Annotated in this window: 21 protein-coding genes and 1 pseudogene; 8 read left to right on the forward strand and 14 right to left on the reverse strand. The window is 62.1% G+C overall.

Translation table 11 applies throughout. The features are described 5' to 3' along the window. Positions 1-23: 23 nt before the first annotated feature. The 5 genes from QD408_RS17845 to QD408_RS17865 form a co-directional block, all read right to left on the reverse strand. Entirely contained in the window at positions 24-842 is an 819-nt protein-coding gene (locus QD408_RS17845) for an ABC transporter permease (RefSeq protein WP_414140221.1), read from the reverse strand. A 3-nt stretch (positions 843-845) separates the two neighbouring features. After that, the gene (locus QD408_RS17850; RefSeq protein ID WP_414140222.1) at positions 846-1757 is read right to left on the reverse strand and encodes an ABC transporter permease subunit; all 912 of its coding nucleotides are present in this window, start codon (positions 1755-1757) and stop codon (positions 846-848) included. Positions 1758-1761: 4 nt separating this feature from the next. Beyond that, positions 1762-2904 carry an ABC transporter ATP-binding protein gene (locus tag QD408_RS17855; protein WP_088680485.1) on the reverse strand — a complete coding sequence of 381 codons (1143 nt, stop codon included), beginning with the start codon at positions 2902-2904 and terminating at the stop codon, positions 1762-1764. A 90-nt stretch (positions 2905-2994) separates the two neighbouring features. After that, positions 2995-4092: a polyamine ABC transporter substrate-binding protein gene (locus tag QD408_RS17860; RefSeq protein WP_088680484.1), complete on the reverse strand. Its 1098-nt coding sequence runs from the start codon at positions 4090-4092 to the stop codon at positions 2995-2997. A 126-nt stretch (positions 4093-4218) separates the two neighbouring features. Continuing rightward, positions 4219-5628 (reverse strand): helix-turn-helix domain-containing protein, encoded by a 1410-nt coding sequence (locus QD408_RS17865; protein WP_414140223.1) that lies wholly within the window; start codon positions 5626-5628, stop codon positions 4219-4221. A 191-nt stretch (positions 5629-5819) separates the two neighbouring features. On the opposite strand from QD408_RS17865, the gene aceA reads away from it, so the two are divergent. Further along, positions 5820-7109 carry an isocitrate lyase gene (gene aceA / locus QD408_RS17870; RefSeq protein WP_414140224.1) on the forward strand — a complete coding sequence of 430 codons (1290 nt, stop codon included), beginning with the start codon at positions 5820-5822 and terminating at the stop codon, positions 7107-7109. 21 nt (positions 7110-7130) lie between these two features. Continuing rightward, entirely contained in the window at positions 7131-7367 is a 237-nt protein-coding gene (locus tag QD408_RS17875; protein ID WP_088680481.1) for a hypothetical protein, read from the forward strand. Between the two features lie 108 nt (positions 7368-7475). Here the strand turns inward: QD408_RS17875 and QD408_RS17880 are convergent, their stop codons facing one another. Then, positions 7476-8345: a LysR family transcriptional regulator gene (locus QD408_RS17880; RefSeq protein ID WP_088680480.1), complete on the reverse strand. Its 870-nt coding sequence runs from the start codon at positions 8343-8345 to the stop codon at positions 7476-7478. A gap of 90 nt (positions 8346-8435) precedes the next feature. On the opposite strand from QD408_RS17880, the gene QD408_RS17885 reads away from it, so the two are divergent. Beyond that, positions 8436-8663: a hypothetical protein gene (locus QD408_RS17885; protein ID WP_088680479.1), complete on the forward strand. Its 228-nt coding sequence runs from the start codon at positions 8436-8438 to the stop codon at positions 8661-8663. On the opposite strand, the gene QD408_RS17890 is transcribed toward QD408_RS17885, so the two are convergent. From QD408_RS17890 to QD408_RS17905, 4 genes and pseudogenes are all read right to left on the reverse strand, one after another. After that, positions 8636-10483 carry a methyl-accepting chemotaxis protein gene (locus tag QD408_RS17890; RefSeq protein WP_414140225.1) on the reverse strand — a complete coding sequence of 616 codons (1848 nt, stop codon included), beginning with the start codon at positions 10481-10483 and terminating at the stop codon, positions 8636-8638. The genes QD408_RS17885 and QD408_RS17890 overlap by 28 nt on opposite strands. Before the next feature lie 256 nt (positions 10484-10739). Further along, entirely contained in the window at positions 10740-13271 is a 2532-nt protein-coding gene (locus QD408_RS17895) for a methyl-accepting chemotaxis protein (RefSeq protein ID WP_088680477.1), read from the reverse strand. Positions 13272-13583: 312 nt separating this feature from the next. Beyond that, entirely contained in the window at positions 13584-13727 is a 144-nt protein-coding gene (locus tag QD408_RS17900) for a hypothetical protein (protein WP_190237361.1), read from the reverse strand. A 177-nt stretch (positions 13728-13904) separates the two neighbouring features. Next, positions 13905-15126, reverse strand: a pseudogene (locus QD408_RS17905) (NAD(P)/FAD-dependent oxidoreductase). An 87-nt stretch (positions 15127-15213) separates the two neighbouring features. On the opposite strand from QD408_RS17905, the gene QD408_RS17910 reads away from it, so the two are divergent. The 5 genes from QD408_RS17910 (at position 15214) to edd (ending at position 22168) form a co-directional block, all read left to right on the forward strand. Next, positions 15214-16650, forward strand: coding sequence for a glutamine synthetase family protein (locus tag QD408_RS17910; protein ID WP_088680475.1), 1437 nt, complete (start codon positions 15214-15216; stop codon positions 16648-16650). Positions 16651-16660: 10 nt separating this feature from the next. After that, positions 16661-17959 (forward strand): NAD(P)/FAD-dependent oxidoreductase, encoded by a 1299-nt coding sequence (locus QD408_RS17915; RefSeq protein WP_414140226.1) that lies wholly within the window; start codon positions 16661-16663, stop codon positions 17957-17959. A 135-nt stretch (positions 17960-18094) separates the two neighbouring features. Further along, a complete protein-coding gene (zwf, locus tag QD408_RS17920) occupies positions 18095-19570 on the forward strand; it encodes a glucose-6-phosphate dehydrogenase (protein ID WP_088680473.1) in 1476 nt (491 codons plus the stop codon). Between the two features lie 10 nt (positions 19571-19580). Then, positions 19581-20279, forward strand: a complete 699-nt coding sequence (gene pgl, locus QD408_RS17925) for a 6-phosphogluconolactonase (RefSeq protein ID WP_414140227.1) — start codon at positions 19581-19583, stop codon at positions 20277-20279. A 68-nt stretch (positions 20280-20347) separates the two neighbouring features. Then, positions 20348-22168, forward strand: coding sequence for a phosphogluconate dehydratase (gene edd / locus QD408_RS17930; RefSeq protein WP_088680471.1), 1821 nt, complete (start codon positions 20348-20350; stop codon positions 22166-22168). Between the two features lie 84 nt (positions 22169-22252). On the opposite strand, the gene QD408_RS17935 is transcribed toward edd, so the two are convergent. The 4 genes from QD408_RS17935 to QD408_RS17950 form a co-directional block, all read right to left on the reverse strand. Beyond that, a complete protein-coding gene (locus QD408_RS17935) occupies positions 22253-22606 on the reverse strand; it encodes a hypothetical protein (RefSeq protein ID WP_020920408.1) in 354 nt (117 codons plus the stop codon). Between the two features lie 176 nt (positions 22607-22782). Next, positions 22783-23871 carry an ABC transporter ATP-binding protein gene (locus QD408_RS17940; RefSeq protein WP_088680470.1) on the reverse strand — a complete coding sequence of 363 codons (1089 nt, stop codon included), beginning with the start codon at positions 23869-23871 and terminating at the stop codon, positions 22783-22785. Between the two features lie 21 nt (positions 23872-23892). Then, positions 23893-25545, reverse strand: coding sequence for an alpha-glucosidase (locus QD408_RS17945; protein ID WP_414140228.1), 1653 nt, complete (start codon positions 25543-25545; stop codon positions 23893-23895). Positions 25546-25579: 34 nt separating this feature from the next. Further along, the gene (locus QD408_RS17950; RefSeq protein ID WP_414140229.1) at positions 25580-26743 is read right to left on the reverse strand and encodes a carbohydrate ABC transporter permease; all 1164 of its coding nucleotides are present in this window, start codon (positions 26741-26743) and stop codon (positions 25580-25582) included. Position 26744 lies beyond the last annotated feature (1 nt).

Consider the following 26744-nt stretch of genomic DNA (forward strand, 5'->3'; position numbering starts at 1 on the left):
CACCTCCGGATAGGACGAGCCGGTCAGGCGCCGGCAGCAGCCGCCCGCTCATCGCGCTCGCGCTGCACTTCGCGCCGCTTGGTGACGATGGATGCGCAGATGACGCCGACCGCCACGATGGCGATCAGGATCGTGCAAATCGCATTGATCTCAGGCGTCACGCCGAGGCGCACCTGGCTGTAGATCTTCATCGGCAGCGTGGTTGCACCGGGGCCGGAGGTGAAGCTTGCGATCACGAGGTCATCCAGCGACAGGGTGAAAGCCAGGATCCAGCCCGAAAACACCGCCGGCGAGATGATCGGCAGCGTGATCTCGAAGAAGGTCCGCACCGGCGGCGCACCCAGATCCTGAGCCGCCTCCTCGATCGACTGGTCGAAGCTTAAGAGGCGCGACTGCACGACGACGGCGACGAAGCACATGGTCAGCGTCGTATGCGCCAGCGTGATGGTCCAGAAGCCACGGTCCAGGCCGATCGCCACGAAGAGCAGCAGCAGCGACAGGCCGGTGATGACCTCCGGCATGACGAGCGGCGCATAGACCATGCCTGAGAAGAGCATGCGGCCGCGGAAGCGCGTGTAGCGCACCAGCGTCAGCGCCGCCATCGTGCCGAGGACGGTTGCGAAGGTGGCCGACAGCACACCGACACGGATCGTCACCCAGGCTGCATCGAGTAGGGCCTGGTTCGAGAGCAGCGAGACATACCACTTGGTAGAGAAGCCGCCCCAGACGGTGACGAGCTTCGACTCGTTGAAGGAGAAAACCACCAGAAGCACGATCGGCAGGTAGAGGAAGGCAAAACCGAGCACGACGGAGATGATGTTGAAACGGGTCCATCTCAGCATGGCTTATTTCCCCCGCTCTTCGGCCTTGGCCTGTGCATTCTGGAAGAAGACGATCGGGATCACCAGGATCAGCAACAGGATCGTAGCGACTGCCGAGGAGACCGGCCAGTCTCTGTTGGCGTTGAATTCGTTCCACAGTGTCTTGCCGATCATCAGTGTCTGCGAACCGCCGAGAAGATCCGGGATGACGAATTCACCGACGGCCGGGATGAAGACCAGCATGCAGCCAGCCACCACGCCGGGGATCGACAGCGGAAAGGTGACGCGCCAGAAGGCCTGGGTCGGGGTGCAGCCGAGATCCTGGGCCGCCTCGATCAGCGTGCCGTCCATCTTTTCGAGCGCCGAATAGAGCGGCAGCACCATGAAGGGCAGGTAGGAATAGACGATGCCGATGTAGACGGCCGTCGTGGTGTTGAGGATGATCAAGGGGCTGTCGATGATATGCAGTGACAGGAGAAGCTGGTTCAGCAACCCCTCCGGCTTCAGGATGGCGATCCAGGCATAGACGCGGATCAGGAAGCTCGTCCAGAACGGCAGGATGACGAGCATCAAGAGCGTCGGGCGGATGCGGCGCGGGGCCTGCGCCATCCCGTAGGCGATCGGATAGGCGATCAGCAGCATCAGGAAGGTCGAAATACCAGCGATGATGACGCTCGACAGATAGGCGTTGAAATAGAGCGGATCGTCTATGAGGTAGCTGTAATTGTCGAAGGAGAAAGTCGCGACCTTGCTCCAGAAACCAGCCCAGCCGTCGGCAAATGAGAAGACGGGCTCATAAGGCGGTATGGCGATGGCCGTCGTCGACAGCGAGATGCGGAAGACGATGAAGAACGGCGCCAGAAAGAAAAGCAGCAGCCAGGCATAGGGAATGATGATGACGAGGCGGCTGTAGAAGCGTGAGGCAAGGGTTCCCATGATCTCAATCCTTCAGCAGCACGCCGCCATTCTCATCGAAGGAGACCCAGACGTCCTGATCATAGCTGAAAGGGTCTTCGACGGAACGCTGCGCGTTGAGGGAAGAGGCTCTGACGAACTTGCCGCTCGGCAGCTTGATGTGGAAAACGGTCATGTCGCCGAGGTAGGCGATATCCCAGATCTCGCCCTTGGCGGTATTGACCGAGGCGTTCGCGGGTGCTGCGCGCGTCACGCGGATCTTTTCCGGGCGGATGGCAAAGCCCACGGTATTGCCGATGGCCGGCGTCTCCGCCGCGGCACTGCGGATCGTGAAGCCGCTTTCGACCGCGATCTCGACAGCTCCGTTTCCTGACGTCGTCACCTTGCCGTCGAAGATATTCACGTCGCCGATGAAGTCCGCGACGAAGCGCGAATTCGGCGCCTCGTAGATTTCGGCTGGCGTTGCCACCTGCACCACCTTGCCATGGCTCATGACGGCGATGCGGTCTGCCATGGTCATCGCCTCTTCCTGGTCGTGCGTGACGACGACGAAGGTGAGGCCGAGGTTCTGCTGCAGGTCCATCAGCTCGAACTGGGTTTCCTCGCGCAGTTTCTTGTCGAGCGCGCCGAGCGGCTCGTCGAGCAGCAGCACTTTCGGGCGCTTGGCGAGCGAACGAGCGAGCGCCACGCGCTGGCGCTGGCCGCCGGAGAGCTGGTTCGGCTTGCGCGAGGCGAATTGCTCGAGCTTTACGAGCTTCAGCATCTGGGCGACGCGCTCGGCCATTTCGTCTTTCGGCATGCCATCCTGCTTCAGGCCGAAGGCGATGTTCTTCTCGACCGTCATGTGCGGGAAAAGCGCGTAGGACTGGAACATCATATTGACCGGCCGCTTGTAGGGCGGCGTACCCGCGAGATTGGTGCCGTCGAGAACGATTTCGCCCGACGTCGGCTGCTCGAAGCCGGCGAGCATGCGCAGAAGCGTCGACTTTCCGCAGCCGGACGCGCCGAGCAGCGCGAAGAACTCGCGGTGATAGATATCAAGCGACAGATTATCGACGGCGGTGAAATCGCCGAAGCGCTTGGTGACATTCTTGAAGGCAATGAAAGGTTTTGCGGACGGATCGGTCCAGGGTGCGAAAGCGCGGCGGATATTGCCCAAAGATTTCATATTATTCCCCGAAAATACAGATTCAGCCGGCCCCCTCACCCTGGCCGGTAATGGAAAGGCCCGGACGTTTCCGTCCGGGCCTGGCATCACTTACTGGCCGGTGACGACCTTCGTCCAGATTCTCGTCGCCGTGCGCTGGGTCTTCGGGTCCCACGGCTTGACGGTGAAGAGGTTCTTCATCACCTCCTCCGTCGGGTAGACGGCCGGATCTTCCAGCACTTCCTTGCTGACGAACTGCTGCGAGGCCTTGTTGCCGTTCGCATAGAAGGTGTGGTCGCTCGCCTTGGCGATGACCTCGGGCTTCATCATGTAGTTCAGGAATTCATGCGCTTCGGCCACATGCTTGGCATCGGCGGGGATCGCCATCATGTCGAACCACATCTGGGCGCCCTGCACCGGGATCGAGTAGTTGACCTCGACGCCGTTCTTGGCTTCGGCGGCACGGTCGCGGGCCTGCAGCATGTCGCCGGAATAGCCGAAGGCGATGCAGATATCACCATTGGCAAGGGCGTTGATGTATTCGGACGAATGGAACTTGCGGATATAGGGGCGCACCGCCGTCAGCAGTTCCTCGACCTTCTTGAAATCCTCGGCCTTGGTGGAGTTCGGATCGAGGCCCAAATACCGCAAAGCCGTGGTCATGACGTCCTTCGGGGTATCGAGCACGTAGATGCCGCAATCCTTGAACTTCTCAGCGACCTTCGGATCGAAGATCACTTCGAGGCCGGGCTTGGCATCCGGCCCGAGGATTTCGGCGACCTTCTTGACGTTGTAGCCGATGCCGTCGGTGCCCCACATGTAGTCGACCGCATATTCGTTGCCCGGATCATAGGACGCGGTGCGCTGCAGGATTACGTCCCACATGTTGGAGAGGTTCGGCAGTTTGGACTTGTCGAGCTTCTGGAAAACCCCTGCCTGGATCTGGCGCTGCAGGAAGTCGGCCGTGGGGACGACGACGTCATAACCCGTGCCGCCGGCAAGCAGCTTGGTTTCCACGGTCTCGTTCGAATCGAACGTATCGTAGACGACCTTGATGCCGGTCTCCTTGGTGAAGTCGGTCAGGATGCTGTCGTCGATGTAATCCGACCAGTTGTAGACGTTGACCACGCGCTCCTGCGCAAGGGCCGGAGCGGCAGCAAGGAGTGCGGCAACGGCGGCGGCCGTCACGGTTAGGATGGTTGACCTCATGACTTCTCCTGTTTGTTCAAAGATTCCGCATCCCCGGACATCTTTTCCCTCTGGTTTTGCCCGCAGACTAAGAAGGAATTCCGGAGCCCACAAGCGCAAAATCCTGTGTCTTCAACGATTTCACAATCACTGGAAGTCGAAGGCGCTCAGCCCCGCCACCATCTCATCGAGCCCGAGCGGTCTCGTCACCGGTGGCTCGGCACGGGAAAGGCAGCCGCGCCGCTCGCAGAGGCGACAGGCCGGACCGATCGCGACCGGATCGAGCGCCGTCGCCTGCCCGTAAACCAGCCCCTCGCCGAGGGCGGCATCGCAGCCGATCAGGATCGCGGTGCGCCTCACCCTTTCGCCGAATTCGACGCTCGGTCCCTCCAGCGTGCGGGCGATCGTCAGGAAGGATGTGCCATCCGGCATGACGACCGTTTCGGCAAGGATCTGCCCGGGCTGCAGAAAAGCGGCGTGAATGTTGAGCTTTGGACAGCCTCCGCCGAAGCCGGCCTGCGGAAAGCCTTGGGCGCCTGCCCTGCGCAGGCGGTGGCCGGCAGCATCGATCTCGATCACGAAGAAGGGGATCGCGGCAGCGCCGGGGCGCTGCAGCATGGCAAGACGTGCGGCGGCATGGCCGAAGGAGACCCCGAAACGGGCACGCAGGATATCGATGTCGTAGCGCGTCGATTTCGCCGCTGACAGGAAGGCCTCGTAAGGCATTGCGAGCGCCAGGGCGGCGATGCGGGCAAGCTCGAAACGAGCGATGCGGCGCGCCTCGGCCGAGGAGAGCGAGAGGTCGTCGAGCTCGGCCTCGATCGCCGGCAACAACGCGAGCGTCACCGCTTCAATGGCTATCTCATGCGCGCGGTCGGCCTGCGACAGCCGTTCGGAGATGAAGAGCCGCATCGAATGGCGATCGAAACGGCGGCGCAGATCCGGCATGACATGCACCGGCAGCACACGCACCGCGATGCCGCGCTCCGAACGCAGCCAGTCCTTCAGCCCGGCGCCGAGATCGGCTCCGCCGGGAAGCGTTGCGGCAAAGGCTTCCGCCGCCGCCTCGATCCGCGCGAAATAGGCGGACCTGCGCTCCAGCGTCTCGCGCACCTCATCCAGCGGCAACCGGCCGGCGGCGATAGGCGCATGGCCTTCGGCGGCCATCAGCGCCGTCAGGTCGGACAATCTTGCCGCCTGCTCGCGATAGGCGCGATAGAGCTTGATCATACCGCTGGCGGCATTGGGAGCCGCCTCGGCAACCTCCACCAGTTCCTGATCGCCCGGCAGCTCGCCGGATAGCAGCGGGTCGGCAAAGATCTCCTTGAGCTGACCGAGACTGCCGCCGGTCTGGCCCCGCAGCTCCTCCAGGTCGACCCTGTAGACGGCCGCAAGCTTGAGAAGGAGCTGCACCGTCAGCGGCCGCTGGTTGCGCTCGATGAGGTTCAGATAGGAAGGCGAGATCTCCAGCGCCTCGGCCATGGCGGTCTGCGTCAGCGCCAGCGCATTGCGGATGCGCCGCACTTTCGCGCCTGCGAATATCTTGCGTTCCGCCATGTCAAACCTTTTGACAACACAGGGAGGAGATTATTTACAATTTGTTACAAATTCACAGCTTCCGTCTGTCAATCCTCGTCATCTTAACCTCTTTCCAAGCCAGAAATCAAAGGTTTTCCTGGTCATTTCGGACATTATTGTCAATCTTGTCATGCATCCACTTTGCATAGGATTTCAGCGAGGAGAACAGCGTGACCGATTTTTACAAACTCGTCCCAAATACAACGACAACCCGCTTCGACGGCATCGAGAGGCCCTACTCGGCCGATGACGTACAGCGGCTCAGGGGCTCGGTGACACTGCGCCATACGCTGGCGGAAATGGGGGCGGACCGGTTGTGGCGGCTCCTGCACCAGGAAGATTTCGTCAATGCGCTCGGCGCGCTTTCCGGCAACCAGGCCATGCAGATGGTGCGCGCCGGACTAAAGGCGATCTATCTCTCCGGCTGGCAGGTTGCGGCCGACGCCAATACGGCCTCCGCCATGTATCCCGATCAGTCTCTCTATCCGGCCAATGCCGGGCCGGAGCTTGCCAAGCGCATCAACCGCACGCTGCAGCGCGCCGATCAGATCGAGACTTCGGAAGGCCAGGGCCTTTCCGTTGACACCTGGTTCGCGCCGATCGTCGCCGACGCGGAGGCAGGCTTCGGCGGGCCGCTCAATGCCTTCGAGATCATGAAGGCCTATATCGAGGCGGGCGCCGCCGGCGTTCATTTCGAAGACCAGTTGGCCTCGGAGAAGAAATGCGGCCATCTCGGCGGCAAGGTGCTGATCCCGACCGCCGCCCATATCCGCAATCTTGACGCCGCCCGGCTTGCCGCCGACGTCATGGGCGTTGCCACACTCGTCATCGCCCGCACCGATGCGGAAGCGGCGAAACTCCTGACGTCCGATATCGACGAGCGCGACCAGCCCTTCGTGGACTATGATGCCGGGCGCACGGTCGAAGGCTTCTACCAGGTCAGGAACGGCATCGAGCCATGCATCGCGCGGGCCGTCGCCTATGCGCCGCATTGCGATCTGATCTGGTGCGAAACGTCGAAGCCGGATCTCGAGCAGGCGCGGCGTTTTGCCGAAGGCGTGCACAAGGTCTATCCGGGCAAGCTGCTCGCTTACAATTGTTCGCCTTCGTTCAACTGGAAGAAAAACCTCGACGAGGCGACGATCGCGAAATTCCAGCGCGAGCTCGGCGCGATGGGCTACAAGTTCCAGTTCATCACGCTCGCCGGCTTCCACCAGCTGAATTTCGGCATGTACGAACTGGCGCGCGGCTACCGGCAGCGGCAGATGTCGGCCTATTCGGAGCTGCAGCAGGCGGAATTCGACGCCGAGGTCAACGGCTATACCGCCACCAAGCATCAGCGCGAGGTCGGCACCGGCTATTTCGACGCGGTATCGCTCGCCATCACCGGCGGCCGGTCTTCGACCACGGCAATGCACGATTCAACCGAACATGCGCAGTTCAAACCGGCTGCGGAATAACCCGAAGAGGAGGAGAAGACCATGGCATCCATCGCACGCGTCCGGGAACGGGCCGAAGAGCAGGCATCGAGCATGAGCGACGATCAGCAGACGACGATCCGCATGCTTGCCAACGACCTGCACCGGCTGAACCAATCGGTCATGAAAGCCGTCGAAGCCGGCGTCTCGGTCGAGCTGGTGCGCTCGGCCCGTCACCACGGCGGCGACGGCAACTGGGGCGATCTCTTGATCCCCGTCGTCGTCACCAACCGGCACTGAGGAAAACGCCGGCGGGCCTGACCATATTGGTCCAAGCCATCAACTCAGAGCGCCCGCGCGTCCACGAGATGCGCGGGCGTCATCGTCTGGAACCTATGCCCTTGAGCATCAACCGCGGCTCGGTCGTTTTCCGGCGAAGAGGTCTGCATAACTTCTGATCAGCTTCGTCATGCGGTCGGCGACCGTTCGGATCTCCGGGCGATGACGGTCCTCGGCATTCATGACGATCCATTGCCGGTGGCGCAGTTCCGGCAGCTCGCCGCCCTGCCGCTGCAATTCGGGATGAAGATCGCCGACGAAACAGGGAAGCACCGCCTTGCCGGCGCCGGCGCGCACCATATCCGGCAGCGAACGCGGCCGGTTGACGGTGGCGACGATGCCGGCCGCGGCATTGGCGTGCGGCCAGCGCAGATAGGCCGATATCGCCTCCTCCTCGGCGACCGCGATCCAGCGGTCATCCGTTTCAGCGGCATTGCGCCTGATATAAACGGCATAGGCCACCTCGCCGAGCAGACGTGCGGCAAGGTTGGCCTCTGCCGGTTCGAAGGCGCGAATGCCGATATCGCTTTCGCGATAGGCAAGGCTCGCGCGCGCCTCACCGATGGTCAGCGAGATTGCGAAGCTATCGCCCGGCATGCGGATGGCAGCGAAATTCTCCGTCAGAAGCCAGGCGACCCAGGTGCCGGCTGCAATCCTGACCGTCGTGCCGCCCTCACCGGATTGCCGCCACGCTTCCACCTTGCGGGCGGCGGCTTCCATTTCCTGAAGATGATCGAGCAGCGCCTGGCCGTCCTGCGTCAGGCGATATCCCGTCTGGCTGCGCGAAAACAGTCCGCGGCCGATCTCCTGTTCGAGATCAAGCATGCGCCGGCCGATGGTCGCGGGGCTGAGCCCGCTTGCGGTGCTTGCCCCGGTCAGGCCGCCGAGCCGGGCGACTTGCAGGAATAGTTGGTAGGAGTCCCAGTTTGCGTTTTTCATCGATGAAAAACATAGCCGGGTTTCTGCTATTTATGAAGAGAAATTCGACGCTTAAATCATGGGGTGTCTGGCAATGGAAAGGACACTCCCATGATCGACATGATCGCAATCGCAGGCATCCGCGATGTTCAACATTCCCTGGGATATCATCCGAAACAGAGCGAGGATGAATTCTACGCCGAATTCGGAGATAGCCCCCTCGTCCGGTTCGCCACCTGGCTGACATCAAGAGACCTCAGATGGCGAAAAGACCGCACGGCGCCGGCCCGAACCGACGCCGGCTGCGGGGCTCAGGCGACTTTCCTGGCCGTAAGGTGAGCGGGTGCGGATTCCGCCACGATACGAAACCGCTCGATCAGCGCCATCAGCGTATCGGCCTCGCCTGCGAGCAGGCGGCTTGCCTGCGTCGTCTCGGCAACCATCGAGGCGTTCTTCTGGGTCATCTGGTCCATGGCGTTGACCGAGCCGTTGACCTCCTGCAATGCGGCCGACTGATCGCGGCTTGCGGTGGCGATGGTCTCGACATGGCCGCTGATCGCAATGATCTCGTGGCTGATCGAGGCAAGCACGCTGCCGGTCTTCTGGACCAGCTCGGAGCCTGCCGTCACTTCCCGGCTCGAGGTCTCGATCAGCGACTTGATCTCGCGTGCCGCATCGGCCGAACGCTGGGCGAGTTCGCGGACCTCCTGGGCAACGACGGCAAAACCTTTGCCCGCCTCGCCGGCGCGCGCCGCCTCGATGCCGGCGTTCAGCGCCAGAAGATTGGTCTGGAAGGCGATGTCGTCGATCACCTCGATGATCTGCTCGATACGCTGCGAGGCCTGCTCGATACGCTCCATGGCGGCGACGGCATCGCCGACCACAGCGCCGGAATTGTCGGCCGTCCGCTTGGTGGCAGCCACCACATTGTTCGCCTCACGGGCACGCTCGGCGGAAGAGCGGACCGTCACGGTGATCTCCTCCACAGCGGCCGCCGTCTCTTCGAGGCTTGCCGCCTGCGCCTCGGTACGCTTGGAAAGCTCGTCGGCGGAGGCGGAGACTGCGCCGCTGTTGCGCTGGATCGTCGAGGCGCTGTCGCGGATACCCGATAACGTATCCTGGAGCCGCAGGAGCGAAGCGTTGAAATCGACGCGCAACTGTTCCAGCCGGCCGACGAACGGCGTGCCGATCGTCTGCGAGACGTCACCCTGCGACAGGCGCCCGAGGCCGGCCGCCAGCTGGTTGACGGCAAAGTCGATCTGGCCGTCGAGCGAGCGCTTGTCCGCATCGTTCCTGGCGCGTTCGGCATCGCTCAGCGCGCGCTGCTCGGCCGCCTGCGTTTCCAGATCGCGTTTGGCGCGGGCGCTGTCGCGGAAGAGCGCCAAGGCCCGGCCGATCTCGCCGAACTCGTTCTTCTTCTCGGTGCAGGGGATCGCTCCATCGAGATTGCCCGAGGAGATCGAATGGACGCTCGCGGTCAGCGCCTGCATAGGCTGCACCGACAGGCGGATCGTATAATAGGCGAGAACACCGACGAGCAGCATGACGATGGTGCCGGCGCCGAGAACCAGCATCTGCAGTTCGTTCAAACGCTCATAGTAGACTTCCATCGGAATGCCGATGAAGAGAAGGCCGACATTGGCGTTCGATGCGCTCTTGATGGGGAAATAACCGGTCATGAACTTTCGGCCGAAAAGCTGCGCCTGGCCATAATAGGCCTCGCCCTTGGCGAGAACCGGCTGGGCGGGATGATCGGCGGCGAGCTTGGTGCCGACGGCGCGGTCGCCGTTTTCCTTCTTGACGTTCGTGGATATGCGGACGTAGTCGCCGCCTTGTTTCTGGAAGATCGTGGCAACGCCTGCGATCGATTGCGCCGTCCGGTCGACCAGCGAATGATCGGCAAGGGCCGGAATGGCGTCTTCCGTGACGGCCGTAAGCTGATTGTCCTTCAGCTCGATCTTTGCCGCCTGATCGGCCGCGCCGTAGAGGACGGCCATCGCGCGGGTGGCGTCCCTGGCGTCAGCGACGGCCCCGTCCATGACATGGCCACTCAGATTGTAATAGGTCGCGCCGACGATGGCAGCCGTGCTGACGGCCAGCAGAAACAGCGTGATCGCAACGATCTGACGCACGATCGACGTAGAGAAAAGGCGCAGCATCAAAACCCCCGGCAGAAGAACCAGTGTTAAATTAGACGAAAAGCGTTAAGGAAAATTTTCCGTAAATCAGTGCTGCCGAAGGTATTATTCGCCTGTTTTCAGATATTTGCGCCTATTCACGCGAAAGACCGTCCCTGGCTCTCCACCTATTCTTTCACCGTTCAGATCTTTTCAATCACAGCGCGACTTCCGCACAATAAAATAGAGCGGCCCCGGAGGTCCGAGGCCGCTCGAAAGGGACAGGATCGATCGATGATCAGGCGGCGCGGTAGATCGGCGCTTCGGCCGCACCGCCGTCGATCTTGAACTGCTGGATGAGACGGCGCAGCGAGTCCGCCTCGTCGGCGAGTTCCCGGCTTGCGGCGGTGGTCTCTTCCACCATCGCGGCATTCTGCTGCGTCATCTGGTCCATCTGGTTGACCGTCGCATTGACGCTCTGCAGCGCGTTGGACTGGTCGTGGCTGGCGCGGGCGATCATCTCGACATGCTGGCTGATCGTGACGATCTGGGCGCTGATCTTGGCAAGCACCGTCCCGGTCTCCTGCACGAATTGCGAGCCGGAACTGACCTCGTTGGTCGACTTGTTGATCAGGCCCTTGATCTCCTGCGCCGCGGCTGCGGAGCGCTGGGCAAGTTCGCGCACTTCCATGGCGACGACGGCAAAGCCCTTGCCCGCCTCGCCGGCGCGCGCCGCCTCGATGCCGGCGTTGAGCGCCAGCAGGTTGGTCTGGAAGGCGATCTCGTCGATGACGCCGATGATCTGCTCGATCTGGCGCGAGGCCTCTTCGATGCGGCTCATCGCATCGATTGCGTTGCTGACGACGACAGCGGAATCATCAGCGCTGCGCTTGGCCTGGCGGACGATCTGGTCTGCATCCTTGGCGCGTTCGGCCGACGAGCGCACGGTGACGGTGATCTCGTCGACGGCGGCCGCGGTCTCTTCGAGCGAGGCGGCCTGCTGCTCGGTGCGCTTGGAGAGGTCCTCGGCCGACTGGGCCATCTGATTGCCGTTGCCCTGGATCAGTTCGACATTGTCGCGGATCTGGCTCATCGTCGCCTGCAGGCGCATCATCGAACCGTTGAAATCCTGGCGCAGCTGTTCGAGACGGCCGATGAAGGGCGTTTCGATCGTCGTCGAAATGTCGCCTTGCGACATGCGCTCGAGGCCGGCGGCGAGCTGGTTGACGGCGAATTCGATCTGGCGATCCATTTCGCGTTTTTCCGCGTCGTTGCGCTGGCGCTCGTGTTCGGCGGCGGCGCGTTCCTCGTCGCTCTGCTCCTCGATGCGGATCTTCGAGATGGCGTTTTCCTTGAAGATGCCGAGCGCGCGGGCCATGTCGCCGATTTCGTCGTAGCGCTTCTCGCCGGAGATGCTGGTGTCCAGCGCCCCTTCCGCGATGCGGCGCATGGCGGCGGTGATCTGGCTGATCGGGCGCTGCAGCGTCAGCACCAAAGCGATGCCGCCGAGGATCGACAGGAGGATGCCGAGGCCGGTGGTCATGACGGAGATGCTGTTTGCCTGGGTGCGCTCGGTTCCGGCCGTCTGCTTCTGCAGCTCGGCGAAATCGGTGAGCTTCTTCCAGATATCATCGAGTTCCTGGCGGGCCGCAGCATAGGCGGTGACGCGCTCACCGATCGTCTCGACGATCTTCGAGCCGCCGCCGGAGATGGCGTCGAGCGCCGGCTGGATCGCGCCGGAGATGCCCTCGGCAAAGCCCATGCCCTTGGCGCTGGTGGTCAGCACCTGCATGTCCTTGCCGAGCGTGCCGGCCTGCTGCTGCAGACGCACGAGGTTCTCCTTGCTCGAGTTGGCGAGGAAATCGGAAAGAACGATCTGCAGCGAATAGACGGAATTTTCGAGGCGCCGCGTGTCCTGAAGGACGGAATTGGTCTGGGCGATGCGGCCTTCGAGCTCGGCGAAGCGCTGTGTCGCCTCGCGCATCTTCTGCGTCGCGGTCAGCTGCGTATAGGTCGAGGTCTGGCGGAAGCGCGAAACGAGACGGCCGAGTTCGGTAATGTTCTCTTCGGTCGGGCTGGGCATCTCGGCGATCGTCTTGATGCTGTCGATGGTCGCAGCCAGCGAGTCGATGACGTTCTTCTGGTTGGTGGGGACCGAGATGGCGATCAGCCGCTGGGACTTCATGATCTCAGGCAGCTGTTGCTTGATGTAGGCGATCTTGTCCTCAGGCGTCTGTGGCTTGCTGTAGCCGCTGGCGACGCTGCCGAGGAAATCGCCGCCCTTCAGCAGGCGGTCGGCCGTGCGAAGGGTGATGGTGGCGGCGCCCTCGTCGCGCTGCAGCGCGGTCTGCAGTTCATCGGCCTGGTAGGTGACCGTGAAGCGGGTGCTAATCAGGCTCTTCTGCGCCGCGTCGATCGACTCGTGTAATGCCTGTTCCTGCTCATGCAGCGCCCAGAGCTTGTCGACGACGCCCGAGATGTCCTTGGTGCGGCGCGAAGCTTCCGCAAGGCTGTCGCGGCCGGCGGCCTCTTCGCCCACCTGGTCCAGCGTCGCGTCGAGCACGCCCTGCTGGGTCTTCAGGTCGGTGAGCAGCTTGTCGCGCGCCTGCTGGCTGGTGATGCGCAGGAAATCGTCCATCGAACCGTAGAGGTCCTTGAAGCCGCTCAGCGACTGCAGCACGCTGTTGGATATTTCCATGCGCCCCTGCAGAAGTCCGGAAGCGTAAAGGCCCGTGAGGCCCACGGCCGAAATGGTGACCACGAAGGGCAGAACGAAGATCAGAACCTTCGTCTTGATCCTGAAACGGGAAAGAATCTTATCAATCAACATGGCGTTCCGGGCCTTTCATACACCACTCCTCCGGCAGGCGGCCACATGGCGCCGCCGGGTGCACATCGAGCTGTTCTAAAAATTTACACTGGGAAACCCGGAAGCCAGGCGGCAGTCATTGCCAATTCATTTCCAACAACTTGGAGATGCCCAAATATTCGCGGGCAATTGTGTCAGATTAGATCTTAATTTTCGGATAAGCGGTTATGGCGGGTTAAGCCAAGGCGGTGAAATAGTTGCAAATTGTGGACCGTCATGCCGCAAGCTCGACAATCGCGATGCCGAGGCCTTCGTAGAGCCCTGACGACAGGATCAGATGACGTGTGAGAGCAACAGTGCGAGGCTGGCGGCGGTGGCGCCGGCTGCGAGCATGAGGCAATGCAGGGCGACCATCCGGGCGTTCGGCTTTGCCTCGGCAATTGCGATGGCGCGGGCGCGTCGTGCGTTTCTGGTCATGCTCGAAACCTCACTTCTCATGTGACACAACAATCCAACAAATCGGCTTGTCCGTAAAGCTTAATTTAGGAAGAGCTCTGCAAACCGCCAATTGAGACAGGATGGCGCACCTCTATTAAGAAGTCTTGAATCGATATTGCTAATATATGCAGGAGTGACGTGCAGAAAAACAGAGCTTCAGGCGTATTCGCCCGCGGCAAAACCGGAGGCCCAGGCCCACTGGAAATTATAGCCGCCGAGCCAGCCGGTGACGTCGACGCATTCGCCGATGAAATAAAGGCCGGGCACGGCCTTCGCCTCCATGCTGCGGGAATCGAGTCCTGCCGTGTCGATGCCACCGAGCGTCACTTCGGCGGTACGGTAACCTTCCGAGCCGGAAGGCTTGACCGGCCAGTTCTGAGCGCTGGCGGCAAGGCGCAGCAGCGCCTTGTCAGGCAAGTCCGCCATGTTGCCGGAGATTTTTTCGCGCTCCGCGAGAAACTGCGCCAGCCGTTTCGGCAGGATCTCACCGAGCGCCGTCTGCGGCGACTGGCGTCCATTGCGCTGCTTTGCCGTCTTCAGATGCGCCGCGATGTCGATATCCGGTTCGATCGCGACGACGATCTCGTCGCCTTCGCGCCAGTAGGAGGAAATTTGTAGGATGGCGGGGCCGCTGAGCCCGCGATGGGTGAAGAGCAGCGCTTCCCGGAAAGCCGTCTTCCCGTGCCGGATCTCGGCGGGAGCGGAAATGCCGGCGAGCGGCGCGATGCTTTCGAGCAGGCCGGGATCAAGCGTCAGCGGCACGAGGCCGGGACGGGTTTCGAGCACGGCCAGGCCGAATTGTTCGGCAAGACGATAGGCAAGGCCGGTCGCGCCCATCTTCGGGATCGATTTGCCGCCGGTCGCAACGATGAGCGCCGACGCTTCATAAGCACCCCCACCGGTTAAGACGCGGAAGCCCTCGCCTATCTTTTCAACACCCGCAATCTCGGTGCCGAGATGCAGCGCAGTGCCGGCTGCGCGCATCTCGTCCAACAGCATGCGGATGATGTCCTTGGCGCTATCGTCGCAAAAGAGCTGACCCAAGGTCTTTTCATGCCAGGCAATGCCGTGCCGGTCGACCATGGCGATGAAATCGGCGGGCGTGAAGCGGGCGAGCGCGGACTTGCAGAAATGCGGATTGGCGGAGAGGAAATTCTTCGGACCGGCATGGATATTGGTGAAATTGCAGCGGCCGCCGCCTGATATGCGGATCTTCTCGCCGGGCGCCCTCGCATGGTCGAGGACCACGACGGAGCGGCCGCGCTTTCCCGCGCGGATGGCCGCCATCATGCCCGCCGCCCCGGCGCCGATGACGATGACGTCGCTTTTGCGCTGCAAACCCGTTTCCCCAATCGAAAGTCGCGTCTTCTTTTTCCATCAAAGGGCGAAAGTCAACGTTTGCGCCCCCTCGCCAATTGGCAAAGTCCGGTTATGATGGCGCCACGATCAACCAAACCGGTGTGTCATGTCCCCAAAAAAGACGACGCTGAAGCCTGCCAGAAACGTATCCGCCTCGACGAAAACACCTCCGGACCCCGGATCTCTGCGCGGCGTTGCGAACTGGAAGGAAGCAGCACAGTGGCTGCGGGCCAGGGGCATCGAAGACATCGAATGCATCACGCCGGACCTTGCCGGCGTTCCGCGCGGCAAGATGATGCCGAGCTCGAAATTCACCTCGAACACCTCGCTTGCGCTGCCTTCGGCGATCTATCGGCATACGATTTCGGGCGAGTATCCCGAGGAGACGGAGAGTTTCCGATATGAGCCGCGCGACAGCGACCTGAAGCTGATGCCCGACCTTTCGACGCTTTCTGTCGTGCCCTGGGAGACCGACCCGACGGCGCAGGTGATCTGCGACATCGTCGATTCGGACGGCGGGGAAGTGCCGTATACGCCGCGCAACGTGCTGAAGCGGATCATGAGCCTCTATCATGAGCGCGGCTGGAAGCCGATCGTAGCACCCGAGATCGAATTCTACCTAGTCGCCAAGAATGACGACCCCGACTATCCGCTGCATCCGCCCAAAGGCCGCTCGGGCCGCTCGATCCTCGGCGGCCAGGGCTACTCGATCGCCGGCATCAACGAGTTCGACGAACTGATCGACGATATCTACCATTTCTCGGAGAAGCAGGGCCTGGAAATCGATACGCTGATCCACGAGGAAGGACCGGCGCAGCTGGAGATCAACCTGCGCCACGGCAATCCGATCGAGCTCGCGGACCAGGTGTTCCTGTTCAAGCGCACGATCCGCGAGGCGGCGCTGAAACACGACATTTATGCGACCTTCATGGCCAAGCCGATGCAGGGCCAGCCGGGTTCGGCGATGCATATCCACCAGTCGGTGGTCAATATCGAGACGGGCAAGAACGTCTTCTCCAATCCGGATGGATCGGCCTCGAAGGAATTCTTCCATTTCATCGGCGGCATGCAGAAATTCGTGCCGAGCGCGATGGCGATGCTGGCGCCCTATGTGAATTCCTACCGCCGCCTGCAGCCCGACATGTCCTGCCCCGTCAACAATGCCTGGGGCTACGACAACCGGACGACCGCTTTCCGTGTCCCGGTCTCCGATCCGCAGGCCCGGCGCGTGGAAAACCGGCTGCCGAGCTCGGACGCCAATCCGTATCTGGCGCTCGCCGCCTCGCTCGCCGCCGGCCTGCTCGGCATCATGAAGCAGATCGAGCCGACGGCGCCGACCGAGGATTCGGCCAATGAGGGCTCGATCGACCTGCCGCGCGGCCTGCTGGAAGCGGTGGCGCTGCTGGAAGACGAACCGGCCTTCGAGGAGGTGTTCGGCTCGCAGTTCATCGGCCTTTATGCCGGCGTCAAGCGCGGCGAATTCGAAACCTTCATGCAGGTGATCAGCCCCTGGGAGCGGGAATTCCTTCTGCTCAACGTGTGAGGGGACTGTCATGGCATCGCAAGAGATGTGGCAGAGCCCGATCGCGCCGGGATTGTCCTGGTATCAGGCAACCGTCGGCGAGCGGCCCACCTATCCCGCTCTCGACGGCTCCAGAACAACAGACGTCGCCATCATCGGCGGCGGCTATACCGGCCTGCAGGCCGCCTACCATCTTGCCAAATCGGGCGTTTCGGTGGTGCTGATCGAGGCCTGCCGTTTCGGAGACGGAGCGTCCGGGCGCAATGGCGGCCAACTCGGCACCGGCCAGCGATGGTGGCCGGAAGAACTCGAGGAAAAGATCGGCTACGAACGCTCCAAGGCGCTGTTCGATCTTGCCGAGGACGCAAAGCGCCATCTCATCGATTTCGCCCGTGAGCATCAGATCGAGATCGACTATGCCCCCGGCCAACTCAACGTCGCCCACAAGGCGAGCTACAAGCGCGATTATTATGAAAATGCCGAGATCGCCGCGCAACGCTACGGCTATCCGCATCTCAGCTTCATGGACGAGAAGGAAACGCAGGAAAGGCTCGGTTCGAAACGTTTCCATTGCGGCGTGCGCGATGTCGGCACCGGGCACATCCATCCGCTGAAGCTGCTGGTCGGGCTTGCCCGTGTCGTCGCCAATGCCGGTGCTGCCATCTACGAGATGACCAAGGCAACGGCGGTGCGCCAGGGCGGCGGCAAGGTCACGATCGAAACCGAAAGGGGGACGATCACCGCCGACCGCGCGCTGATCGCCTGCAACGGTTACATCGGCAACCTCGAGCCGGTGACGGCAAGCCATGTCATGCCGATCCGCTCCTTCATCGGCGCCACGGTCCCGCTCGACGGGCATCCCGATGTGCTGCCGGGCGGCGAAGCCGTGGCCGATTCGCGCTTCGTCGTGCGCTACTTCCGCAAATTCGGGGACGGCCGCCTGCTGTTTGGCGGACGCGAGGCCTATACGTCGGACAATCCGAAAGATATCTCGCAGCATATCCGCCGGCAGATCGCCGAGATCTATCCCGCGCTGAAAGATATCGAAATCACCCATTCCTGGGGCGGCAGCGTCGGCATCACCATGCCGCGCCAGCTTTTCGTGCGCGAGGTGATGCCCGGCGTCACCTCGATCGGCGGTTATTCCGGCCATGGCGTCATGCTGTCAAACTATTGTGGCAAGCTCTACGCGGAAGCGGTGCTTGGAAAATCCAGCGATCTCGACCTGTTCAAATCGCTCGATATTCCGGCCTTTCCCGGCGGAGCCCGAATGCGGGCGCCGTTGCTTTTCCTCGCCTTGTCGTGGTTTGCCCTTCGCGACAAGTTTTAGTCCATTTGCGGATTTCCTCTTCGCGGAATTCGCTCTAAAACCGGTGCCTGACAGATTCATTGCACTGCACACTGGCTTTTTTAAATCGATTAGATTAAAAGGGCCGTCAACCAGCCTGATTGAGAGACAAAGCTCATGAGCAGCCAGATCATTCCCGTTGAGCCTTTTGATTATGTCGTCTTCGGCGGCAGCGGCGACCTTGCCGAACGCAAGTTGCTGCCCGCCCTCTATCATCGCCAGATCGAAGGCCAGTTTGGCGAACCGACCCGCGTGATCGGCGCATCCCGCAGCCCGCTGACCCACGAGGAATACCGCAAATTCGCTCGCGATGCGCTCAAGGAACATCTGAAGAAGGGCGAATATGACGACGCGGAAGTGGAGAAGTTTTGCGCCCGCCTCTATTACGTCTCGGTCGATGCCCGCGCCGACAGCGGCTGGGATCAGCTGAAGAAGCTGCTCGACGAGGGCAAGGACCGCGTGCGCGCTTTCTATCTCGCCGTCGCGCCCGGGATTTTCGGCGATATCTCGCAGAAGATTCACGACCATAAGCTCATCACCAAGTCGACCCGCATCGTCGTCGAGAAGCCGATCGGCCGCGATCTCGCCTCAGCCTTGCAGCTCAACGACAATATCGGCCGCGTCTTCAAGGAAGAGCAGATCTTCCGCATCGACCACTATCTCGGCAAGGAGACTGTGCAGAACCTGATGGCGCTGCGTTTCGCCAACGCGCTCTATGAGCCGCTCTGGAATGCCAACTACATCGACCACGTGCAGATCACCGTCGCCGAAGCCGTCGGCCTCGAAGGCCGCGCGGGCTATTACGATACCGCCGGGGCGCTGCGCGACATGGTGCAGAACCACATTCTGCAGCTGCTCTGCCTGACGGCGATGGAAGTCCCCTCCTCGATGGATTCGGAAGCCGTGCGCGACGAGAAGCTCAAGGTGCTGCGTGCCCTGAAGCCGATCAACGCCTCCAATGTCGAGCAGGCGACCGTTCGCGGCCAGTACCGCGCCGGCGCGTCCGGCAACGGCCCGGTCAAGGGCTATCTGGAAGAGCTGGAAGGCGGCGTCTCGAACACCGAGACCTTCGTCGCCATCAAAGCCGAGATCAACAACTGGCGCTGGGCGGGCGTTCCCTTCTACATCAGAACCGGCAAGCGCCTTGCCGGCCGTATGTCCGAGATCGTCATCACCTTCAAGTCGATCCCGCATGCGATCTTCGACCAGGCCGCCGGCCGCATCAGCCAGAACCAGCTGATCATCCGCCTGCAGCCGGACGAAGGCGTCAAACAGTCGCTGATGATCAAGGATCCGGGTCCGGGCGGCATGCGCCTTCGCAACGTTTCGCTCGACATGAGTTTCGCCCAGGCCTTCAACGTCCGCAATCCCGACGCCTACGAGCGCCTGCTGATGGACGTGGTGCGCTCCAACCAGACCCTGTTCATGCGCCGCGACGAAGTGGAGGCCGCATGGCAGTGGGTCGACCCGATCCTGAAAGGTTGGGAAACGACCGGCCAGCAGGTGCAGGGCTATACCGCCGGCACCTGGGGCCCGAGCCAAGCCATCGCGCTGATCGAGCGCGACGGCCGCACCTGGCATGACGATATCTAGGACAACACCGATGGCATCGACCCTGCATTCTTTCACCAGCGCCGCAGACCTCGCCGACAGCCTTGCCGACAAGGTCGCCAACACGCTTTCGGCAGCGATCGCTGCCCGAGGAGCGGCGTCCATCGCCGTTTCCGGCGGCTCCACGCCGAAAGTCTTCTTCCAGGTGCTGTCGACGCGCGACATCGCCTGGGACAAGGTGACGATCACCCTCGTCGACGAACGTTTCGTGCCGGCCGACAATGCGCGCTCGAACCATCTGCTGGTCGATGCCAATCTCTTGCAGAACAAGGCGAAGTCGGCGCGTTTCGTGCCGCTTTACCAGCCGGCGGCTTCCGTCGAGGAGGCCGCGCGGCTTGCGACGGCAAAGAGCGCCGAGATCGGCATCCCCTTCGACGTCGTCATCCTCGGCATGGGCGGTGATGGCCACACCGCCTCGTTCTTTCCCAACGGCAGCAATCTTGCTGAGGCGCTCGATACATCGACGCCGCGCGGCATCATCACCATGGAGGCGGAAGGGGCCGGCGAGCCGCGCCTGACCTTCACCTTCTCCAGTCTTCAGGATGCCGCACTCCTGGTTCTCCATATCGAGGGCGAAGGCAAAAAAGACGTTCTCGCCAAGGCGGAAGGCAGCGGTGACGAGGCAGAAATGCCGATCCGCGCCGTTCTGCGCCGGGCCACTTCCCCGGTCGAGATCTACTGGGCTCCCTGACACGGCCTGACAGGCCGCCGGAACCCGCGAACAGACAGAGACGAACCAGAACAAGGCAGGGATTTTCCATGTCCGCTCACGCACGCATTGCTGCGATCACGAACCGTATTGTCGAACGCTCGAAGCCGACCCGCGAGCGCTACCTGGAACGCCTGCGCGCCGCCGCTTCCAAGGGCGTGCAGCGTTCGGTGCTCGGTTGCGCCAACCTCGCCCATGGCTTCGCCGTCTGTTCCCCCGCCGAGAAGGATGCGCTCGCCGGCGACCGCATCCCCAATCTCGGCATCATCACCGCCTATAACGACATGCTCTCGGCCCACCAGCCGTTCGAGACCTATCCCGCGATCATTCGCGAGGCGGCCGCCCAAGCGGGCGGCGTGGCGCAAGTGGCGGGCGGCGTGCCCGCCATGTGCGATGGCGTCACCCAGGGACAGCCTGGCATGGAACTCTCGCTCTTCTCGCGCGACCTGATCGCCATGGCAGCCGGTGTGGGCCTGTCGCACAACATGTTCGATGCCGCCCTCTTCCTCGGCGTCTGCGACAAGATCGTGCCAGGCCTTGTCATCGCCGCCCTCTCCTTCGGGCACCTGCCATCGATCTTCGTTCCGGCCGGTCCGATGACGACGGGCCTGCCGAACGACGAGAAGTCGCGCGTGCGCCAGCTCTTCGCCGAAGGCAAGGTCGGGCGCGCCGAGCTGCTGGAGGCGGAATCGAAATCCTATCACGGACCCGGCACCTGCACCTTCTACGGCACGGCCAACTCCAACCAGATGCTGATGGAGATCATGGGCTTCCATATGCCGGGCTCCTCCTTCATCAATCCCGGCACGCCGCTGCGCGAAGCGCTGACGCGCGAAGCCGCCAAGCGGGCCTTGGCGATCACCGCGCTCGGCAATGAATTCACCCCGGCCGGCGAGATGATCGACGAACGCTCGGTCGTCAACGGCGTCGTCGGCCTGCATGCGACGGGCGGCTCGACCAACCACACGCTGCACCTCGTCGCCATGGCGCGGGCAGCCGGCATCCAGCTCACCTGGCAGGACATTGCCGAGCTTTCGGAAATCGTGCCCCTGCTTGCCCGCGTCTATCCGAACGGGCTTGCCGACGTGAACCATTTCCAGGCGGCCGGCGGCATGGGCTTCCTCATCAAGGAACTCCTGAAGCACGGGCTCGTGCACGACGACGTGCGCACCGTCTTCGGCCAGGGTCTCGAAGCCTATACGGTCGATGCCCGTCTCGGCGAAAACGGCACAGTGCTGCGCGAGCCGTCGCCGGAGAAGAGCCACGACCCCAAGGTGCTCTCCAGCATCGAGACGCCCTTCCAGGCGAATGGCGGGCTGAAGATGCTGCGCGGCAATCTCGGCAAGGCGGTCATCAAGATCTCCGCCGTCAAACCGGAGCGTCATATCATCGAGGCGCCGGCGATCGTCTTCCACAGCCAGCAGGAACTGCAGGACGCCTTCAAGGAAGGCAAGCTCAACCGCGACTTCGTCGCCGTCGTGCGCTTCCAGGGACCGAAAGCGAACGGCATGCCGGAACTGCACAAGCTGACGCCGCCGCTCGGCGTGCTGCAGGACCGCGGCTTCCGCGTGGCGCTCCTGACCGACGGGCGCATGTCCGGCGCATCCGGCAAGGTGCCGGCGGCGATCCACGTCACGCCGGAAGCGGTCGACGGCGGCCCGATCGCCCGGATCAAGGATGGCGACATCATTCGCCTGGACGCGATCAAGGGCACGCTCGAACTGCTCGTCGATGCAGCCGACATGGCCGAGCGCGAGCCGGTGACCGTCGATCTCTCCGATAATGAATTCGGCATGGGCCGTGAGCTTTTCGCCCCGTTCCGCCGCGCCGTCGGCGCTTCGGACCAAGGCGCGAGCGTGCTCTTCCACTGAGCAGAAGGCTCGGCACAAAGAAAAACCCGCGTGGCGCAAGAAGCACCCCGCGGGTTTTTCATATCGTCAGCCCAGGACTATCCGTCAGGCGCGGATATCGAGAACGTAATCCTTGTGCGCCGGATGCGTGCTGTAAACGAAGATCTTGTTCAGCTCCTTCTGCGTCAGCAGACGCAGGAAGCGGACTTCGATCGTGTTGTTGGCATTCACCTTCATCAGCAGGCAGCCGACCTTGGTGATGCGGGCATCCGGAATATCCAGATAGAACTGCTTCGGCAGGCTGAACTGGGTCAGAATCGCGAGCGTCGCGCTGCTCATCGAGATCCGGACGATATCGCAACGGCGCGAGGCCGCGTGCATGACGCCCTTTTCCGTATATTCGATGCGCGCGGCATTCATTGTGTCCTCCATTTTGAACCGCGCCTCGCGGTCATACATGAAGGATTCTTCCTTGCTCAGGAAATGAGACCTTGGCTGTGACGGATTGGAAGCGGCCACTTGCTTATCCCCCTCATAAATTGACTAGGAAAAGGTAGCAGCTGATCTTTAACAGAAAGTGAGAATTCGCCCCGCCAAGTATAATTCCCCGGACTACTCCCCCAAAAATGGCCGCCTCATTTCCGGTAGGTGTGGCCGGTCGCGTCAAAGAGATGCAACTTCTGCCGGTCGGCGGCAAAGCGCATCCTCTGGCCCTTGTGGACATCATAGATGCCGGGCAGCTTGACGACGATCGGCTCGCCCGGAACAAGGCCTTCGATGTAAAGCAGCGTCACTTCGCCGAGCGCCTCGACGATCGAGACTTCGCCCTCGAAAACATAGTCGGCGCCATCGGCGATCCGCAGATCTTCCGGGCGAACGCCGAAGCTCGCCTGCTTGCCCTTCTCGGACGCGTCGGTCGCCACATCCAATGTCACCGACATGCCGCCGGTCAGCGTCACCGTCGTCTGGCTGCCGGTCGCCGTGATCGTGGCGGGGATGATGTTCATGGCAGGCGAGCCGATGAATTTCGCGACGAAGAGGTTGGCCGGGCGCTCGTAGAGCTCCAGCGGCGCGCCGACCTGCTCGATATTGCCGGCGGAGAGGACGACGATGCGGTCGGCAAGCGTCATCGCCTCGACCTGATCGTGGGTCACGTAGATCATCGTCGTATCGGCCATCTGCTCGTTGAGACGAGCGATCTCGATGCGGGTCGCGACACGCAGCGCGGCATCGAGGTTGGACAGCGGTTCGTCGAACAGGAAGACCTTGGGATCGCGGCAGATGGCGCGGCCGATCGCCACGCGCTGGCGCTGGCCGCCGGACAGCGCTTTCGGCAACCGTTCGAGATATTTGGTCAGTTGCAGGCTTTCGGCCGCCGCCCGGACACGGCGCTCGATCTCCTGCTTGCTTTCGCCGGCGATCTTCATGCCGAAGGCCATGTTGTCATAAACGGTCATGTGGGGATAGAGCGCATAGGACTGGAAGACCATGGCAATGCCGCGCTTGGATGGCGGCACGTCATTGACGAGCATGCCGTCGATATACATCTCGCCGCCGGTGATCGCCTCGAGACCGGCGATCATGCGCAGAAGCGTGGACTTGCCGCAGCCGGACGGACCGACGAAGACGATGAATTCGCCCTGCTTGATATCGAGGTCGATACCATGGAGAACATCCACGGAACCGTAGGATTTGCGGATGTCCTTCAGTGTCAGTCCAGTCATTTCTCTCTCCCCTCCTGATCCTTAGGCGAGACGGGCGAAATACGCCCCCCAGGCCGGAATATCGATCTTGTCGCCATAGTTGTTGCTGGTAAAGCCATGGCCCGTCAATGCCTGCCATTCTCCCGCAGGCAAAGTGACGCCGGTCTCGGCCGGGCTCATGTTGAAGATGCAGAGCAGCTTCTCATTGCCATATTCGCGGGTGAAGACCAGCGCTTCGTCCTGCTGCTCCTCGAATTCGATCTCGCCCTTGGCGAAAGCCGGGTACAGCTTGCGGAAAGCGATGAAGCGGCGGTAGTGCTCCAGCACGGAATTTTCGTCGCCCTGCTGGACGCTGACCGCCCGCAGAATATGCTCGACCGGCACCGGCAGCCAAGGCTTGACGCTGGAGAAACCGCCCTGGGCGACCTGACTGTCCCAGACCATCGGCGTGCGGCAGCCGTCACGGCCCTTGAATTCCGGCCAGAACTGGATGCCGTATGGGTCCTGCAGGTCCTGATAGGCGAGATCCGCCTCTGTGAGGCCGAGTTCCTCACCCTGATAGATGCAGACGGAGCCACGTAAAGCCAACAGCAACGAGGCATAGAGCTTGGCAAAAGCGTCGTGATCGGCGACCAGCCCACCCCAACGGCTGACATGGCGCACGACGTCGTGATTGGAGAAGGCCCAGCAGGCCCAGCCATCCGGTGCGGCGGCTTCGAAATCCTGCATCACCTCCTCGACACGCTCCGGCGTCAGCGGATCGGGCGCCAGGAATTCGAAGGCGTAACACATGTGCATCTTGTCATTGCCTGACGTGTATTCGCCGACGATCTCAAGGCCGCGCTGGCTGTCTCCCACCTCGCCGACCGCGGCAATCGCCGGATATTCCTCGAGAACGGCGCGGAAGCGCTTGAGGAAGGCGAGATTCTCCGGCCGGTTCTTGTCGTAGACATGCTCCTGGAAGTTATAGGGATTGACCGCCGGCGCGGTCGAGGCGTTGCGCCGCTCGGGAGCAAGTGCGGGATTGTCGCGCAGCAACGGGTCGTGGAAATAGAAATTGATGGTATCGAGGCGGAAGCCGTCGACGCCGCGATTGAGCCAGAAGCGCACGACATCGAGCAGACGGTCCTGCACCTCCGGGTTATGCAGGTTCATATCCGGCTGCGAGGTCAGGAAGTTGTGCAGGTAGTATTGCATGCGCGTCGGATCCCACGCCCATGCCGAGCCGCCGAAGATCGACAGCCAGTTGTTCGGCGGCGTGCCGTCGGGCTTGGCATCGGCCCAGACATACCAGTCGGCCTTGGCGTTGGTCTTGCTGGAGCGGCTCTGGACGAACCAGGGGTGCTGATCCGAGCTGTGGGAAATGACGAGATCGATCATCACCCGGATACCGAGGCGATGGGCTTCTGATATCAGCGTATCGAAATCGACCAGCGTGCCGAAGATCGAATCGACGTTCTCGTAATCGGAGACGTCATAGCCGAAATCGCGCATCGGCGATGTGAAGAAGGGCGAGATCCAGATGGCATCGGCGCCGAGGCTTGCCACATGCGGCAGGCGGGCGGTGATGCCCTTCAAGTCGCCGATGCCGTCACCGTTCGAATCCTGGTAGGAGCGCGGATAGATCTGGTAGATCACCGCGCCGCGCCACCAGTCCTTGTCGGCGGTCATGATCGATTGGGGAGCCACGTTCATGGGATATCCTGTCTGAAGTCACGTTCGGAAATGGTCAGCCTCCCTTGACCGACCCGGCCAGCAGACCGCGCACCAGATAGCGCTGCAGCCCAAAGAAGACGAGCAGCGGCACGATGATGGTGACGAAGGCTGACGCCGTCAAAATCTCCCAATTGCCGCCGCGCGAGCCGAGCAGCGCGTTCAGGCTGCCGGTCAGCACGAGATGATCCTTGTCGGTGCCGAGGAAGACCATGGCGACGAGCAGGTCGTTCCACACCCACAGGAACTGGAAGATGGCGAAGGAGGCGAGCGCCGGGAAGGATAAAGGCAAAACAATGCGGGTGAAGATCTCGAAATCGCTCGCGCCGTCGACGCGGGCGGATTCGATGATCTCCTTCGGCAGGCCGGCGATATAGGCCCGCAGGAGAAAGATGGCGAGCGGCATGCCGAAGGCGGTATGGGCGAGCCAGATACCGGGATACGTTTTCGACGGCTGACCGAGCATAGTGCCGACCTCGTTATAGAGGCGCAGCAGCGGGATCAGCGACATCTGCAGCGGCACGACGATGAGGCCGACGACGAGCGCAATCAGCAGCGCCCGGCCGGGAAATTCCATCCAGCTCAGCGCATAGGCGGCGAAAGCGGCGATCAGGATCGGGATGATCGTCGCTGGGATCGTCACCGTCAGCGAATTGATGAAGGACTGGCCGATGCCTTCGCCAGTGAGAACCGTGTTGTAGTTCTGCATGGTGAATTCCGGCGGCGCGGAAACGGACACGTAGATGCGACGCGGTCGCTCGTCGGGCGAAAAGGTCGCGTTCTTCATGTAGCGATAGCTGCCGTCGCTGTTGATCTGCAGCGTTTCGCCGTCGCCGAGATCGGCGGTCGCGCCCGCCTCGAAAGCGGCCGGCTGCTGCACGCGGTTGCCGAAGGCCTTTACCGAGCGGCCTTCCTGTCCTTCCAGCACATTGCCTGAAATGACGTAGTTGGCGCCTTCCTGCTTTTGCTGGTCTGACGTGCCCAGGCGGACGGCGACGGTCTGCGTCGAGCCGATGAAGGACGTCCACCAGCCGGAAACGACGATCTGGTCCTTGTCGCGCAAGGCGCTGACGAAGATGCCGAGCGTCGGGATGAGCCAGATGATGACGATCAGCAGAACGGCAAGGTGAACGAAGAGGCGGGCGGGGCCGATCTTGAAGTAGCTTCCGACAGCGGTCATC

This window comes from Rhizobium sp. BR 249 (genome assembly GCF_047445895.1).
Lineage (GTDB): Bacteria > Pseudomonadota > Alphaproteobacteria > Rhizobiales > Rhizobiaceae > Rhizobium.

Coding starts and splice junctions, on each gene's coding strand:
- QD408_RS17915 (WP_414140226.1), top strand. CDS start 16,661: ATGGCATCGCAAGAGATGTGGCAGAGCCCGATCGCGCCGGGATTGTCC.
- QD408_RS17875 (WP_088680481.1), top strand. CDS start 7,131: ATGGCATCCATCGCACGCGTCCGGGAACGGGCCGAAGAGCAGGCATCG.
- QD408_RS17880 (WP_088680480.1), bottom strand. CDS start 8,345: ATGAAAAACGCAAACTGGGACTCCTACCAACTATTCCTGCAAGTCGCC.
- pgl (WP_414140227.1), top strand. CDS start 19,581: ATGGCATCGACCCTGCATTCTTTCACCAGCGCCGCAGACCTCGCCGAC.
- QD408_RS17910 (WP_088680475.1), top strand. CDS start 15,214: ATGTCCCCAAAAAAGACGACGCTGAAGCCTGCCAGAAACGTATCCGCC.
- QD408_RS17855 (WP_088680485.1), bottom strand. CDS start 2,904: ATGAAATCTTTGGGCAATATCCGCCGCGCTTTCGCACCCTGGACCGAT.
- QD408_RS17860 (WP_088680484.1), bottom strand. CDS start 4,092: ATGAGGTCAACCATCCTAACCGTGACGGCCGCCGCCGTTGCCGCACTC.
- QD408_RS17940 (WP_088680470.1), bottom strand. CDS start 23,871: ATGACTGGACTGACACTGAAGGACATCCGCAAATCCTACGGTTCCGTG.
- QD408_RS17895 (WP_088680477.1), bottom strand. CDS start 13,271: ATGTTGATTGATAAGATTCTTTCCCGTTTCAGGATCAAGACGAAGGTT.
- QD408_RS17885 (WP_088680479.1), top strand. CDS start 8,436: ATGATCGACATGATCGCAATCGCAGGCATCCGCGATGTTCAACATTCC.
- QD408_RS17890 (WP_414140225.1), bottom strand. CDS start 10,483: ATGCTGCGCCTTTTCTCTACGTCGATCGTGCGTCAGATCGTTGCGATC.
- edd (WP_088680471.1), top strand. CDS start 20,348: ATGTCCGCTCACGCACGCATTGCTGCGATCACGAACCGTATTGTCGAA.
- zwf (WP_088680473.1), top strand. CDS start 18,095: ATGAGCAGCCAGATCATTCCCGTTGAGCCTTTTGATTATGTCGTCTTC.
- QD408_RS17845 (WP_414140221.1), bottom strand. CDS start 842: ATGCTGAGATGGACCCGTTTCAACATCATCTCCGTCGTGCTCGGTTTT.
- QD408_RS17865 (WP_414140223.1), bottom strand. CDS start 5,628: ATGGCGGAACGCAAGATATTCGCAGGCGCGAAAGTGCGGCGCATCCGC.
- QD408_RS17900 (WP_190237361.1), bottom strand. CDS start 13,727: ATGACCAGAAACGCACGACGCGCCCGCGCCATCGCAATTGCCGAGGCA.
- QD408_RS17935 (WP_020920408.1), bottom strand. CDS start 22,606: ATGTATGACCGCGAGGCGCGGTTCAAAATGGAGGACACAATGAATGCC.
- QD408_RS17950 (WP_414140229.1), bottom strand. CDS start 26,743: ATGACCGCTGTCGGAAGCTACTTCAAGATCGGCCCCGCCCGCCTCTTC.
- QD408_RS17850 (WP_414140222.1), bottom strand. CDS start 1,757: ATGGGAACCCTTGCCTCACGCTTCTACAGCCGCCTCGTCATCATCATT.
- QD408_RS17945 (WP_414140228.1), bottom strand. CDS start 25,545: ATGAACGTGGCTCCCCAATCGATCATGACCGCCGACAAGGACTGGTGG.